The organism is Pseudomonas sp. GW822-FHT06B12 (assembly GCF_058799675.1).
This window is the reverse complement of sequence record NZ_JBXALR010000003.1, coordinates 220,719-234,415: the sequence shown is the minus strand read 5'-3', so window position 1 is coordinate 234,415 and position 13,697 is coordinate 220,719. Positions and strand designations below refer to the sequence as shown.

Annotated in this window: 13 protein-coding genes; 6 read left to right on the top strand and 7 right to left on the bottom strand. The window is 59.3% G+C overall.

Annotated elements, in window-relative coordinates; genetic code table 11:
• Window positions 1–12 precede the first annotated feature (12 nt).
• Window positions 13–2,247: a DNA internalization-related competence protein ComEC/Rec2 gene (locus AC1RKH_RS08510; RefSeq protein ID WP_493061414.1), complete on the bottom strand. Its 2,235-nt coding sequence runs from the start codon at window positions 2,245–2,247 to the stop codon at window positions 13–15.
• A gap of 135 nt (window positions 2,248–2,382) precedes the next feature.
• Between AC1RKH_RS08510 and AC1RKH_RS08505 the strand changes: the two genes are divergently transcribed.
• A complete protein-coding gene (locus AC1RKH_RS08505) occupies window positions 2,383–2,898 on the top strand; it encodes a DUF2062 domain-containing protein (protein ID WP_493061413.1) in 516 nt (171 codons plus the stop codon).
• Between the two features lie 390 nt (window positions 2,899–3,288).
• A complete protein-coding gene (locus AC1RKH_RS08500; protein WP_145022253.1) occupies window positions 3,289–3,663 on the top strand; it encodes a DUF6124 family protein in 375 nt (124 codons plus the stop codon).
• A gap of 233 nt (window positions 3,664–3,896) precedes the next feature.
• On the opposite strand, the gene AC1RKH_RS08495 is transcribed toward AC1RKH_RS08500, so the two are convergent.
• The 4 genes from AC1RKH_RS08495 to AC1RKH_RS08480 form a co-directional block, all read right to left on the bottom strand.
• On the bottom strand, window positions 3,897–4,676 hold the full coding sequence (locus AC1RKH_RS08495; protein ID WP_019689336.1) for an ABC transporter permease: 780 nt from the start codon (window positions 4,674–4,676) through the stop codon (window positions 3,897–3,899).
• A complete protein-coding gene (locus AC1RKH_RS08490; protein WP_493061412.1) occupies window positions 4,673–5,605 on the bottom strand; it encodes an ABC transporter ATP-binding protein in 933 nt (310 codons plus the stop codon). The genes AC1RKH_RS08495 and AC1RKH_RS08490 overlap by 4 nt, the downstream gene beginning before the upstream one ends.
• 133 nt (window positions 5,606–5,738) lie before the next feature.
• On the bottom strand, window positions 5,739–6,362 hold the full coding sequence (locus AC1RKH_RS08485; RefSeq protein ID WP_493061411.1) for a glutathione S-transferase family protein: 624 nt from the start codon (window positions 6,360–6,362) through the stop codon (window positions 5,739–5,741).
• Between the two features lie 54 nt (window positions 6,363–6,416).
• Entirely contained in the window at window positions 6,417–7,076 is a 660-nt protein-coding gene (locus AC1RKH_RS08480; RefSeq protein WP_493061410.1) for a transglutaminase-like domain-containing protein, read from the bottom strand.
• A gap of 248 nt (window positions 7,077–7,324) precedes the next feature.
• Here AC1RKH_RS08480 and AC1RKH_RS08475 point away from each other — a divergent pair, with 248 nt between their 5' ends.
• The gene (locus AC1RKH_RS08475) at window positions 7,325–9,772 is read left to right on the top strand and encodes an acyl-CoA dehydrogenase (RefSeq protein WP_123423206.1); all 2,448 of its coding nucleotides are present in this window, start codon (window positions 7,325–7,327) and stop codon (window positions 9,770–9,772) included.
• A gap of 95 nt (window positions 9,773–9,867) precedes the next feature.
• The gene (locus AC1RKH_RS08470) at window positions 9,868–10,266 is read left to right on the top strand and encodes a PA2817 family protein (RefSeq protein ID WP_493061409.1); all 399 of its coding nucleotides are present in this window, start codon (window positions 9,868–9,870) and stop codon (window positions 10,264–10,266) included.
• 82 nt (window positions 10,267–10,348) lie between these two features.
• On the opposite strand, the gene AC1RKH_RS08465 is transcribed toward AC1RKH_RS08470, so the two are convergent.
• Window positions 10,349–11,347 (bottom strand): LysR family transcriptional regulator, encoded by a 999-nt coding sequence (locus AC1RKH_RS08465; RefSeq protein WP_493061408.1) that lies wholly within the window; start codon window positions 11,345–11,347, stop codon window positions 10,349–10,351.
• An 89-nt stretch (window positions 11,348–11,436) separates the two neighbouring features.
• Here AC1RKH_RS08465 and AC1RKH_RS08460 point away from each other — a divergent pair, with 89 nt between their 5' ends.
• Together AC1RKH_RS08460 and AC1RKH_RS08455 are read left to right on the top strand one after the other, a co-directional pair.
• A complete protein-coding gene (locus tag AC1RKH_RS08460) occupies window positions 11,437–12,063 on the top strand; it encodes an alanyl-tRNA editing protein (RefSeq protein WP_493061407.1) in 627 nt (208 codons plus the stop codon).
• 95 nt (window positions 12,064–12,158) lie between these two features.
• Window positions 12,159–12,536, top strand: coding sequence for a DUF6124 family protein (locus tag AC1RKH_RS08455; protein WP_493061406.1), 378 nt, complete (start codon window positions 12,159–12,161; stop codon window positions 12,534–12,536).
• 393 nt (window positions 12,537–12,929) lie between these two features.
• Here AC1RKH_RS08455 and AC1RKH_RS08450 read toward each other — a convergent pair whose 3' ends face one another.
• Window positions 12,930–13,694, bottom strand: a complete 765-nt coding sequence (locus AC1RKH_RS08450; RefSeq protein WP_123423212.1) for an ABC transporter ATP-binding protein — start codon at window positions 13,692–13,694, stop codon at window positions 12,930–12,932.
• Window positions 13,695–13,697: the final 3 nt, after the last annotated feature.

Below are 13,697 nucleotides of genomic sequence, written 5' to 3'. Positions count from 1 at the left end.
GATGACTGGCGGCTATTGGCTGACGGGCGGCGGGTCACGCCAGAAACGCGATTGCTGACGCAATGATTCGGGCGCCTCGAACGCCCCCAGACGCAAACGCAAGGCGCCCTGTTCGGCGCTGTCATAGACCTGCATGCCCAACCTGCGATAACGCGCCAGCACTTGAGGATGGGGATGACCGAACGAATTGTCGTGCCCGCGAGAAATCAGCACGCCTTTGGGAGCCAGCGCCGTGAGAAAAACCATCGACGATGAGCTGCGACTGCCATGATGCGGCGCCTGCAGCCAGTCGGTCGCGACCGCCAGCGGACTTTCCAGCAATGCGTGCTCGGCGCGGGCGTCAATGTCGCCGGTCAGCAGCAAGCGTTCACCATTGGCTTCGACTTGCAGGACGCAGGATTTCTGATTGCTCTCGCTCGCCCCGGACCATTGCCAGAGCGCAAAACCCACACCGTCCCACTCCCAGCGTTGACCGCTCTCACAGGCTTGCGCATGCAACTCGGCCGGCAGCGCTTGAGGATCACCGCTGAGCACCCGCGTCACCGGCAATCCATTTGAAACCGAGCGCGCGCCACCGGCGTGATCGGCATCGGCGTGACTGATCAGCATCACATCCAGCGTGCGCACTCCGAGCTTGCGCAACGACGGCAATACCACCCGCTCGCCCAAGTCAAAATCACCGAAACGCGGACCGGCGTCGTAGAGCAACGTGTGATGACGCGTGCGGACCACTATGGCCAGGCCTTGCCCGACGTCCAGCTGCCAGATTTCGGCCATACCCGCAGGCACGGTTCTGAGTGGCGGGAACACCATCAACAGCAACATCGGCCAGCCCAACACCCGCATGGGCAAGCCTTTGGGCAGCAAAAGCAGAAAAGCGCCGAAAGCACTTATCCCCCAGGCCCAGAGCGGAATCGCCGGGGCAACCCATGCCGGTATCTGCCCAGCCACCAACGCCAGGCCGTTGAACAGCACATCGAGCAAGCCACCGGCCAGCCACAACAGCCCCTCACCGACATAAGGCAGCGGCAACAGCAACGTCCCCAGCAAGGCCGGGGGCAACACCACCAGGCTGATCCACGGCACGGCCAGCAGATTGGTCAACGGGCCACTGAGACTGATGGGCAAACCGAGTATCAGCAGCAACGGACACAAGCCAATTGCGATCAGCCATTGCGCGCGCGTCCAGGTTTGCCACCAGCGCCAGGCGCCCAGGCGGCCGCCGAAGGTGAAAACCAGCACCGCCACGGCCGCAAACGACAACCAGAACCCCGGTTGCAAACTGGCCAGCGGCTCAAGCAATAGCACTGCATTCAACGCCAACAGCAATGGCCACCAGGCACCCAGATGGCGAAACCGCAGACGCCATAACAACACCAGACCGATCATCACGCAGGCTCTGCGCACCGGCACCTCAAACCCCGCCAGCAGTCCATAACCGAGCGCCGCCGCGAATGCCATGCCGCAGGCCCACGGCAGCCAGGGCAATCTTTGCGGCCACAGGCCATAACGCGCCAACCCGGCAATCAGCAGGTAAACCATCCCGGCCAGCAAACCGATGTGCTGCCCGGAGATCACCAGCAAATGCACGGTGCCGGTGTCTTGCAATACACGCCAGTCTTCGCTGCTCAATCCGGATCCGTCGCCCAACACCAATGCGGCCAACGCCCCTGCACGACCCTGGGCATCGACCGCCAGCAAGCGCTGACGAATAGCATCACGCCAGGCCCCCTGTGCGGGTCGGAGCAATTGTCCGTCCTTGACGCTTCCCGTCGCGCCGATGCGTTGCGCCAACAGCCAGGCGTCGTAATCAAAGGCCTGCGGATTGAGCAGGCCCGTGGGGCGCTTCAATTTCACCGCCAGTCGCCAGCGCTCACCGCTGTTGACGGTCGGCCCGCCGTACCAGGCCAACCGCATCAGCCTCGGCAATTGTGTGCGCCGCGCCTCGCCATCGGCCAATTCGAAACGCGCCACGCCTTGCGCGTTCTGCGGCAAGCCGACGACTCGTCCTTCGACCCAGCGGGTTTGCCCGTCGAGGTCCGGCGCCAAACGATCTGCCAAAGCCCAGTGCGCACTGGCACACGCCCAGCTGAAACCGAACAGAAAAAACGCCAGTGGATACGTGCGAAATGGCAACAGCATCAATGCCAGTACGGGCAGCAACAGCAGTAACCCGACCGGTGGCAACACCGGTAAAAAACGCAAGGCCAACAGACCCAACGCGAGCGCCAACATCCCTGTGCGCATTAGCCTGTCCTTGAGAGTCCCTTCTCTTGGATTAGCCGAGTTACCAAAGTCCGCGTTTATTAATTGTCACAAAGTCTGAACTGGCGCTCAGTAGAATCCGGGCATACTTGCCGCTTGAACCGACCGAGAAGCCTTATGCCCCGGCGCTTATTCAAACGTTACATGCCAGACCCGACCAGCATTCGGGAACACAAATCCTTACGCTTTCTTGGCACGCTGCTGCACGACCCGAACCTCTGGCACCTCAATCGGCATTCGGTTGCGCGCGCCATGGCGATTGGAGTGTTCGCCGCGTTTCTACCGATTCCGTTGCAAATGCTGGTGGCGGCAATGCTCGCCATTTGGGTGCGAGGCAATATTCCGATCGCGGTGAGTCTGGTCTGGCTGACCAACCCAATCACCATGCCCGTGGTGTTTTACTGCACCTATCAGACCGGCGCCTGGCTGATGGATGTCCCCGCCCGCAGCTTGCCGGATGAGCTGACCTGGGAATGGATCAGCGGTGAGCTGTCGACCCTTTGGCAACCGTTTCTACTGGGCTCGGTGGTGACTGGCCTGGTGCTCGGCGCGTTGGCCTACTGCCTGACCATGATCTACTGGCGCTGGTGGGTAGGCCGGCAATGGAAGCGGCGCAGGCAAAGCCGGATATAGAAATGCAAAAACGGCACCTTTGAGGTGCCGTTATTGATTCCGTTACGCGCGTTTATATTTGCCGACTCAGCCTCCGTCGGAGGCTACAACGCCTTGCGTCACGGCCTACACCTGCGCCAGAATCCGCCGGCTTGTGCGCTTTGGCTCTCGCCTCTATTGTTTCCGTGTCACTGCTTATCAGTGATCGGGTTTAGTCGCTCGCGGTTCTCCAAGGCGCATCACGCAACAATCAGTCAGGTATTACCTATTCCTGCACTTGATGGTGGCTGTGCGCAGGGCGCTTCGGCGCGCCGGATTTCCTTGGGTCCCCGGTCGACTAACCTGCGTACAGCCGCCACCCTTCGTTTAGTCGCGAAGCGGTGGCAGCTCCAACCTTAAGGACCCAATACCATGTTCAAAGCCACCCCCAATCCCCCCGAAACCGACCCGGTTTCCCCCTACGCCTCCCTCGATTCAAAAGAACTCCACGCCGCCGCGCACCGTGCGCTCGATCACTATCTGGTGCTACCGGAGACCAAGCAGTTGTTGGCCGACCGACGTCCCGGCTGCATTTTTGTCATCGCCCCCGACGTCGACAGCGAAACCCTGCTGGCCCACGCCTGCGAAACCCTCGCCTCGGTGAATGTCATGGCCAGCGATCTGGCGTTTGAGCTCGAAGGCCCCAAGCGCAATACCGCGCTGGCGATTCAGCAGATGATTTCTCTGGCCGAGTTGGCGGTGAATCGGGCGCTGGATCACCTTGATCCACCCGACTCACCGCAGTAGCACACCAACACGCTGATCGTTCCCACGCTCCCGCGTGGGAATGCAGCCCGTGACGCTCCGCGTCACTGGACGCGGAGCGTCCCTAGAGGCATTCCCACGCAGAGCATGGGAACGATCAAAAAAAGGCCTCCACTTGGGAGGCCGTTTTTTTGTGTAGTACCCATTTTTTGCAGTGCTGGCAATGACGCCTTCGCGAGCAAGCCCGCTCCCACAAGGATCGAGTTTGCCGTAGGTTACGTGCGCATCCCGCGACCGCTGACCAGCAACCGCGCGCAACCGATGTACAACACCACGGTCGCCACCAGCATGAAGGTAATGGCGATGCTGATCTTGATGTCCGAGACGCCGAGGATGCCGTAACGGAAAGCGTTGACCATGTGCAACACCGGGTTGGCCAGTGACACCGTCTGCCAGAACGGTGGCAGCAGGCTGATCGAGTAGAACACTCCGCCCAGGTAGGTCAACGGCGTCAGCACGAACGTCGGGATAATCGAGATGTCGTCGAAGTTGCGCGCGAACACTGCGTTGATGAAGCCCAGCAGCGAGAAAATCGTCGCGGTCAGCAACACCACCAGCAGGGTAATCCCCAAATGGTGCACTTGCAGGTGCGTGAAGAACAGCGAAAGCAGCGTCACGATCACGCCCACCGCCAGACCACGCAGCACCCCGCCCACGGTGTAGCCGATCAGAATGGTGTGCGGCGAAACCGGTGAAACCATCAGTTCCTCGATAGAGCGCTGGAATTTGCTGCCGAAGAAGCTTGAGACCACGTTGCCGTAGGCGTTGGTGATCACCGACATCATGATCAGACCCGGTACGATGTATTCCATATAGGTGAAGCCACCCATATCACCGATTTGCCGGCCAATCAGATTGCCGAAGATCACGAAGTACAGAACCATGGTGATCGCCGGCGGCAGCAGGGTTTGCGGCCAGATCCGGGTAAAGCGCCGGACTTCACGGTAAACGATGGTATTGAGCGCGACGAGGTTGGGTTTCAATTCGGAACTCATACGGCCACCTTCGCCAGATTTTTCTCCACCAGAGACACGAACAACTCCTCGAGGCGATTGGTTTTGTTGCGCAGGCTCAGCACTTCGATGTTCTGCATGGCCAACTGACTGAACAACGCGGTGATGCCGACGGCCTTATCGACCTGGACTTCCAGTGTATGGCTGTCGAGCAGGCGGGTCGGATAACCGTTCAACTGCGGCGCGACCGTCATGTCGTGCTTCAGGTCCAGCAGGAACGTCTCGACATGCAGCTGGCTGAGCAGGTTACGCATGCTGGTGTTTTCGACAATCGTGCCGTGGTCGATGATGCCGATGTTGCGGCACAACTGCTCAGCCTCTTCCAGGTAATGCGTGGTGAGGATGATGGTGATGCCTTTCTGGTTCAGCTCGGTGAGGAAGGTCCACATCGAGCGACGCAGTTCGATGTCCACGCCAGCAGTCGGTTCGTCGAGGATCAACAGACGCGGTTCATGCACCAACGCACGCGCGATCATCAGACGACGCTTCATGCCGCCCGACAGTGAACGCGACGGCACATCGCGCTTGTCCCACAGGCCGAGCTGGGTCAGGTATTGCTCGGCGCGTTCCTTGGCGACTTTGGGCGGGATACCGTAGTAACCGGCCTGAGTCACGACAATGTCGAAGGTCTTTTCAAACTGGTTGAAATTGAATTCCTGCGGCACCACACCGATACAGCGCTTGAGCGCGGCAGGGCTGCGGTCCAGGTCATGGCCAAAGATATTCACCGTTCCGCTGGTCTTGTTCACCAGGGTCGAGAGAATGCCGATGGTCGTGGATTTGCCGGCACCGTTGGGGCCGAGCAAGGCAAAAAAGTCACCTTCGGCGACATCCAGATCGATACCACTCAAGGCCTGGAAACCGTTGCCGTAGGTTTTGGTTAGCTGCCGGATGGACAGAGCAGAACTCATATCGGATTTACACACCAAGAAGGGAAGTCAGGAATAAATAAGAGCGGGCGGCGAGCCATGCAGCCGCGGCGCATGAACGCAATGGTGCTTGGCGACGCCGCACAAGTACAGTCAAGTGTGTTGATAGTCAGTATTAAGTCAACGCGGTCATGACCGCTTTTTGATAAGCCGGACGTTGCTTCAGTCGCGCATACCAGGCTTGCAGATGAGGCATTGGCGCTCGCTCGATGGGCATCTCGAACCAGGCATAGATGAAGCTCCCCAGAGGAATATCGCCCACTCCGATCTCGTCGCCCGACAAATACGGCTTCTGCGCCAATGCCTGGTCGACCATCGACAGCAATTGCTCACAGGTTTTCTGCGCCGCGTTGATCGCGACCCAATCCTGTTGATCGGCCGGGGTGCGCAATACGCCCCAGAACACCTGGCGAAAGGGTTCGGCAAACGACGAAGTGGTCCAGTCCATCCACTTTTCTGCGCTCGCCCGGGCCTGCACATCGGCCGGGAACCAGTTCGAACCCGCCGCGTGACGGGCAGCCAGGTAACGCACGATGGCGTTGGATTCCCACAGCACAAAACCGTCGTCTTCAATCACCGGAATGCGGCCATTGGGGTTCATCGCCCGGTACTCTGGTGTGTCGACCACACCAAACGCCCCGCCCGCATCCTGCGTTTCGTAGCTCAGCCCGAGTTCCTCGGCGCACCACAGTGCCTTTCTGACATTCGACGAATTTTTCCGACCCCAGATCTTCAGCATGACCGCCCCTCAATGGATTCATTGGATGAATGCCGGGGCAGTCTACGCCCCGGATCAGCCGCGACTCAAATCGCTCTGCATGTCGCCCAACAGGGCTGGCGACTGCTCACCGAACAAATGCGGGTAGAGTTTTTCCAGGTACTCGAAGAAGAACGCTTCGGGTACATCGGCGAACTGGCCGTGATCGACCAGGTACTCCATCGACTGCTGCCCCTGGCGATTGAACGGGTGAAACACACTGTCGTTGACCCCGTCGAACTCCAGCGCCAGCACATCGAACAACTCACAGAGTTTCTGGTTGAACGCCGGCGTGGCCTTGACCCAGCGGCCTTGCAAATACAGCTCGGTGTAACCGTGCATGGCGAACACATCGCTCTTGAGCAACTCGATCAAGCGCGGGGTCGACAGGTGATTGCGCACATCCGCCAAGCCGATCCGCGCCGCGATTCCACAGTGCCGCGCACAACCGGCCAGCAACGTGGCCTTGGGCACGCAGTAACTCTCGCCAGTGGCCAGTGCATAACTGCCGCGCAAGGTCGCGGGATCGCGGCTGAAGGTGTAAGGGTTGTAGCGCACCGCTTCACGCACGGCGTAGTACAGACTCACCGCCTGCTCGACCGGATCACGGCTGTTGCCGCGATGCTGTTCAGCGAACTCCACCACCGCCGGGTGGTCACTATCGATGAAGCGGCCGGGACTCAGATACTCGTGCATGAGAACAATCTCCTGGGGAAGCCACGAGTCTAGCGACAGACCTAGCACAGAGATAACGACGTTTCGGCCAAACATCAGAGCTTGTCGCACGCTCAGCGAAGCTTTTTACGGCGTTCGTCAGCGTTATCACTCACGAAAATCACCGCTGTTTCCCACGATTTCAAACACATCGCTCTGACCACCCTGTTTTACAGATGCCGTCTAAGCTCTGAAGGTGGTTTTGACCCTGGTTTCACGGAGGATTGAATATGCTGCTGTTGTGGATACTGGTTCTGGTGGTCGGGATTGCCTGGCTGGCTCACCGCCGCATTGCGCCCCTGCCCGTCCTGGGTATCGTGGCTGTCTACCTGCTGGCGATGGGTGTCTTCAGCCATGCTCGAGGCTGGTTGATGCTGATTTTCTGGATCGTGCTGGCCGCCGTGGCAGTTCCCCTGCTGCTGCCCGAGCTGCGACGCAAATATTTCAGTGCGCCATTGTTCAACTGGTTCCAGAAAACCCTGCCGCCTATGTCACAAACCGAACGCGACGCCATCGATGCCGGCACCGTCTGGTGGGATGGCGAACTGTTCAGCGGTCGTCCGGACTGGAACAAACTGCTGTCCTATCCCAAAGCGCAGTTGAGCGAAGAAGAACAGGCATTCATCGACGGCCCGACCGAAGAACTCTGCGCCATGGTCAGCGACTGGCAGATCGGCCAGGCGATGGACTTGCCGGCCGAGGCCTGGACGCACATCAAGCAAAATGGTTTTTTTGCCCTGATCATTCCCAAGGAGTTTGGTGGCAAGGGGTTTTCTGCCTACGCCCACTCGCAAGTCGCAATGAAACTGGCCACCCGCAGCGGCGACCTGGCCTCCACCGTGATGGTGCCCAACTCCCTCGGCCCGGCCGAACTGTTGCTGCATTACGGCACCGATGAACAACGCAACCATTACCTGCCCCGCCTGGCGCGTGGCGACGATATCCCCTGCTTCGCGTTGACCGGCCCGCTGGCCGGCTCCGATGCGGGCGCCATGCCCGACACCGGGGTGATCTGCAAAGGCGAATGGGAAGGCCAGGAAACCCTGGGCCTTCGGCTGAACTGGGAAAAACGCTACATCACCCTGGGCCCGGTCGCCACCCTGCTCGGCCTGGCGTTCAAGGCCTATGACCCGGACCATCTGCTGGGGGACGAGGAAGACCTTGGCATCAGCCTCGCGTTGATCCCGACCGACACCGCCGGGGTCGAAATCGGTCGCCGCCACCTGCCCCTCGGCGCCGCGTTCATGAACGGCCCAAACTCCGGCAAGGACGTATTCGTGCCGCTGGACTTCCTCATCGGCGGCCAGGAAATGCTCGGCAAAGGCTGGATGATGCTGATGAATTGCCTGTCGGTCGGACGTTCGATTTCGCTACCGGCAGTCGGCACTGGCGCGGCCAAGTTCACCAGTCTGGTGACCGGCCAGTATGCTCAGGTTCGCGAACAATTCAACGTACCGCTATCTGCCTTCGAAGGGATTCAGGAAGCCATGGCGCGTATCGGCGGCAACGCCTGGATGATGGACGCCGCGCGGATGCTTACCGCCAATGCGGTGGATCTTGGCGAAAAACCTTCGGTGCTCTCGGCGATTCTCAAGTATCACCTCACCGAACGTGGTCGCGAATGCATCAGCCACGCCATGGATGTGCATGGCGGCAAGGCGATCATCATGGGGCCCAATAATTACCTCGGGCGCAGCTGGCAAGGTGCTCCGATCTTCATCACTGTGGAAGGCGCGAACATCCTTTCACGCAACCTGATGATCTTTGGTCAGGGCGCGATCCGTTGCCATCCGTTTGTGCTCAAGGAAATGGCCCTCGCTGGCCGTGAAGACAAGGACCAGGCACTGAAGGAATTCGACGGCCTGCTGCTCAAGCACATCGGTTTCGCCGTGAGCAACGCCGCCAGCACCCTGGTGCTGAACCTCGGCTTCGGGCACTTCGAACATGTACCTGGGGACAAACTCAGTCAGGGCTACTTCCGCGCCCTCAACCGTCAGGCCGCGGCATTCGCCCTGCTCGCTGACCTGAGCATGATGCTGCTGGGCGGTGAACTGAAACGTCGCGAACGCCTGTCGGCCCGACTCGGCGATGTACTGAGCAACCTGTACCTGGCCTCCGCCGCCCTCAAGCGTTACCACGACCTCGACTCGCCGGAGCACATGACGCCGCTGTTCGCCTGGGCCATGGAAGAGAGTCTCGGCCAGTCGGAACGGGCGCTGGATGAACTACTGAGCAACTTCCCGAGCAAGGTGCTCGGTTGCCTGTTGCGGGTGATCGTGTTCCCGTTCGGTCGTCGTCACAAAGGGCCGTCGGATAAACTGGGTGCCGAAGTGGCTGCGGTGATTGGCCGGGCCAAAGGCGACCCGACGCTTGAAGAGTTGCTGGGGGGTTGCTATCGCCCGCAATCGGTCGATGACCCGGTCGGCGCCCTGCAACATGCCTGCAACCTGCTGAGTGCAGCACAACCGTTGCAGAAAAAAATGCACATTGCGCTCAAGAGCGGGCAGTTCAAACCGAGTGCCGGGGAGCACGTCATCGACGCCGCCCTGGAGGCCGGTGTGCTGCAAGCAGCAGAAGCCTATACCTTGCATGAGGCCGAAGCCGCACGGCGCAAAGTGATCGACGTCGATGACTTTTCCAGGGAGCAGCTTCAGCTGGCTGAGGGCAAGACCCGCTAACGCGGCGGTTCGTCCGGCGGGTCAATGATGAAAAGCGGGCGCTGGAGCTATATACTCCAGCGCCCGTTTTGCTTTAGTTCTAGAGGACTCCCGTTATGCTCGACCAAATTCTCGTCCAGCTCGACCTCCTGCGCAGTATCCTGGTCGCTGTCGGTGAAGCCGAGCAGGTTCCAGACGAAAGTCATGCCTTGTTCCTGGAGCGCTTCGACGAACTGCGCGCGTCGCTACCCATCGATCCGATCGAAAGCCAATACCTGGGTCAGGACATTCTTTGTCAGGTCATCACCCGTTATCCGCAAATTGCCCACCTGGTTCCACGCGACCTGCTGTGGTACTTCGCTGGCGACTGCCTGCATTACATGCCTGATGACGAAATCGACCTGTATCAAGCCCTTGAAGAACGTCGCTTCGAAGCCGAGCAAAATGACGAACCGTTCGACTGGAACCAGGAAAAACAACTGCTGGCCCTGTCCAACCAGGACAGCAAGCACTGATCCTGATCAAAAGATCAAAAGATCGCAGCCTGCGGCAGCTCCTACATCGGTTCCGTAGGAGCTGTCGCAGGCTGCGATCTTGTCAGAGCAATCCATCACTCTCCGGCAACTCATACTCCGCCGCGACCTTGCCCGAACCACTCAACTTGCCCGGTTTGCTCAGCGTCGGCTCTTTCTCCAGGCACTCCACCAGGTAATCGATAAACACTCGAAGCTTGGGCGGAAGATAGCGTGTCGGTGAATGCAGTAGCCAGGCGCCGCCGTGATAGGACGCGAGAAAAGTCCAGTCCGGCAGGACTTGCACGATCAACCCTTGTTCAAGCGCATAACGTGCCGTGAAGTACGGCAAGCTGCCAATCCCGATGTGCTGCAAAACCGCCCCCAGCCGCACGCCCGTGTGGTTGGCGGCATACCGGCCGCGGACACCGACGGTCACTGCTTTGGTGCCTTTCTTGAACTTCCAGCGCGCATCGCTTGGTGTTTCGCCCAGATAGATACAGCTGTGATTCAGCAGGTCATGGGGATGAGTCGGGGTGCCGTGCTCTGCCAGGTATTGCGGGGTCGCGCAGAGCATGTGGTCGATCGTCAGTAGTTGACGACCCACCAGCCCCACCGGCGGGCGGTCAGTAATGCGGATCGCCAGGTCGACATGATCATCGATCAAATCGACCTGGCGATCCTCCAGCAACAGCGTCACATCGACCTTGGGATAACGGCGCAGAAACTCCGGCATATGCGGATGGATCACAAATCGCCCTACCGCCTTCGGCACGCTGACCCGCACCAGCCCTTCGGCCTCCTGAGTGAACTGCCCACTGGTTTCCATCACCGAACGGGCGGCGCTGACCATCTCCTGGCAGCGCTTGAACACCTCTTCGCCGCCATCACTCAAGCGCAGCTTGCGGGTGGTGCGTTGCAACAGCCGAGTGGCCAGGGCCTTTTCCAGGCGCGAGATGCTGCGGCTAACCGCTGACGGCGACGAACCCAGCTGTCGTGCTGCCTCCGAGAAGCTGCCGGTCTCAACCACCTTGACGAAAATCGCCATTTCACCCAACAGTAGTAGTGGAAGATTTATGCTCACAGCGCAACAGTCCTTTGATGTTTGAACGGATTATCACGTAATGGCAGCCTTCATATAATCAAAACATCAATTTCAATAGGGAATGAAATATGACGCTTCGCCTCTTTTTCCATAGTGATGACCTCGGCGCCAACGTAGAAGTCCTCGAGTGCACGCCCTGTGAAACCGAGTTCGCCGTAGTCCTGCGCGCCACGCTGTTTCATCCCCAGGGCGGTGGCCAGCCGTGTGATACCGGCTGGATCGGCCAAAGCCAGGTCACGCGAGTCGTGCAGGAGCAGGATCGTATCGTGCACTACGTCGACCGACCGGTAAGCCCGGGCATGACCTCAATCAAGATCGACGAACAACGCCGTCAACTTAATACCCGCCTGCATTCGGCCGGCCACTTGATCGGGCACTTCCTCGAAACCAAAGGCTGGACACCGATCAAGGCCCATCATTGGCCGGGCGAAGGCAAGGTCACCTTCACACCCGGTGAAACGCCCCAGGAACTGGAAGCCGAAACGATCCAGCAAGCTCTCGCCCAGTGGATCGCCAACGATCTGCCACGCCTGACTTCGCTGCGCGAAGGTTCGCGTGAAATCGGCTTCGGTGAACTGCCCGCCTACGGCTGCGGCGGTACCCATGTAAGGCGCCTACAGGATTTAGGCACAGTCACTATCGCAGCCCTTTCACAGAAGAAGGGCACGCTTTCGGTCCGCTACGAGGTGGGCTGAATCATTCGGCAATGCTGCGCTCACTGCGCGACATCGCCTGATGCCAGGAGCCTGCACTCGCAGGCCCGATGATTCTCTATGGATGGACCTAAGACATGAAAAAGACCACCTCGCACTCTCCAGAATCACCAGACGCTTCACCAACCGACACCGTCGATCTAACCACGCTTTCCAAAAACACTGCACGCCTAGTCAGCCCCCGTCTACGTAATCCAGACCGCCCCGACCCAATCAGCCACGTCTTCACCATCGTCCCGAATGTCGACACCGAATCTCTGCTCTGTCATGCCAGTGAAACCCTCGCCTCCCTGAACGTCATGACCACCGATCTTGCCGGTGAACTGGAAGGCTCGCGCCGCAACGTAGCGTTGGCCATTCAGCAACTGGCGGTGCTGGGCGAGTTGTTGATCAATCGAGCGCTAGACAATCTGGACTTACCCGAAGGCGTGCTTGAAGTTCCATTAATCAAATAACGCTAAGTGAGTCTGGCGCTTAGCGAGGGCGATTACAGTGAATTATCGCGGGTGTTGGTGACGTCATTGCGCGACGGTTGTGATTTGCTGGACGTCGTTGGGCGACGATTGCAGGTACAGGCTTCGATGTAAAAAACGGGCGATCTTATTCGGATCGCCCGTTTTTTTTATGTACCGACTGAGTGGCACTTATGATCGCGCACCATGGGGGGTGATCCTGATCCTCTTCGCCGGACGCCTGATTCTGTCCATGTGAATCGTGCCCGCTCATAGAGGCGTCCCCACCCTGTAGGAGCTGCCGCAGGCTGCGATCTTTTGATCTTCGCTCGTGGGGCATTTCCAGAGCAGTCAAAAGATCGCAGGCTTCGCCAGCTCCTACAGTGTTTTGGGGGGTTACTTCAGATTGCCACTGAGAAACTGCTGCAAACGCTCGCTCTTCGGATTGCCCAGCACGTCCTCTGGCGCGCCCTCTTCCTCCACTCGCCCCTGATGCAGAAACAGCACCTGATTCGACACTTTGCGGGCGAAGCTCATTTCGTGAGTCACCATGATCATGGTCCGGCCTTCTTCGGCCAGGCCCTGGATTACCTTGAGCACTTCGCCCACCAGTTCCGGGTCCAGCGCCGAGGTCGGCTCGTCGAACAACATGACTTCCGGCTCCATCGCCAACGCGCGAGCAATAGCGACACGCTGTTGCTGGCCACCCGACAGGAACGCCGGGTACTGATCCGCCACGCGAGCCGGCAGGCCGACCTTGTCCAGATAACGACGGGCACGATCTTCTGCGTCTTTCTTGCTGACACCCAGCACCCGGCGCGGAGCCATGGTGATGTTTTCCAGCACGGTCATGTGGCCCCACAGATTGAAGTGCTGGAACACCATCGCCAAACGGGTGCGCAGTCGTTGCAGTTCGGCATCGTCGGCCACGCGCATGCCATGGTGATCTTTGACCATGCGAATCTGCTTGCCATCCAGGCTCATCGCGCCGTCGTTCGGTGTTTCGAGAAAGTTGATGCAGCGCAAAAAGGTACTTTTGCCCGAGCCGCTGGCGCCGATCAGGCTGATCACGTCACCGGTTTTGGCCTTCAGGGAAACGCCCTTGAGCACTTCGTGGCTACCGTAACTCTTGTGTAGTTCTTCAACAGTCAATTTGTACATGTG

Excerpts from the sequence above, each read along its gene's own strand:
- AC1RKH_RS08460 (WP_493061407.1), top strand. The coding sequence starts at position 11,437 with ATGACGCTTCGCCTCTTTTTCCATAGTGATGACCTCGGCGCCAACGTA.
- AC1RKH_RS08500 (WP_145022253.1), top strand. The coding sequence starts at position 3,289 with ATGTTCAAAGCCACCCCCAATCCCCCCGAAACCGACCCGGTTTCCCCC.
- AC1RKH_RS08490 (WP_493061412.1), bottom strand. The coding sequence starts at position 5,605 with ATGAGTTCTGCTCTGTCCATCCGGCAGCTAACCAAAACCTACGGCAAC.
- AC1RKH_RS08455 (WP_493061406.1), top strand. The coding sequence starts at position 12,159 with ATGAAAAAGACCACCTCGCACTCTCCAGAATCACCAGACGCTTCACCA.
- AC1RKH_RS08505 (WP_493061413.1), top strand. The coding sequence starts at position 2,383 with ATGCCCCGGCGCTTATTCAAACGTTACATGCCAGACCCGACCAGCATT.
- AC1RKH_RS08470 (WP_493061409.1), top strand. The coding sequence starts at position 9,868 with ATGCTCGACCAAATTCTCGTCCAGCTCGACCTCCTGCGCAGTATCCTG.
- AC1RKH_RS08480 (WP_493061410.1), bottom strand. The coding sequence starts at position 7,076 with ATGCACGAGTATCTGAGTCCCGGCCGCTTCATCGATAGTGACCACCCG.
- AC1RKH_RS08450 (WP_123423212.1), bottom strand. The coding sequence starts at position 13,694 with ATGTACAAATTGACTGTTGAAGAACTACACAAGAGTTACGGTAGCCAC.
- AC1RKH_RS08475 (WP_123423206.1), top strand. The coding sequence starts at position 7,325 with ATGCTGCTGTTGTGGATACTGGTTCTGGTGGTCGGGATTGCCTGGCTG.
- AC1RKH_RS08495 (WP_019689336.1), bottom strand. The coding sequence starts at position 4,676 with ATGAGTTCCGAATTGAAACCCAACCTCGTCGCGCTCAATACCATCGTT.
- AC1RKH_RS08510 (WP_493061414.1), bottom strand. The coding sequence starts at position 2,247 with ATGCGCACAGGGATGTTGGCGCTCGCGTTGGGTCTGTTGGCCTTGCGT.
- AC1RKH_RS08485 (WP_493061411.1), bottom strand. The coding sequence starts at position 6,362 with ATGCTGAAGATCTGGGGTCGGAAAAATTCGTCGAATGTCAGAAAGGCA.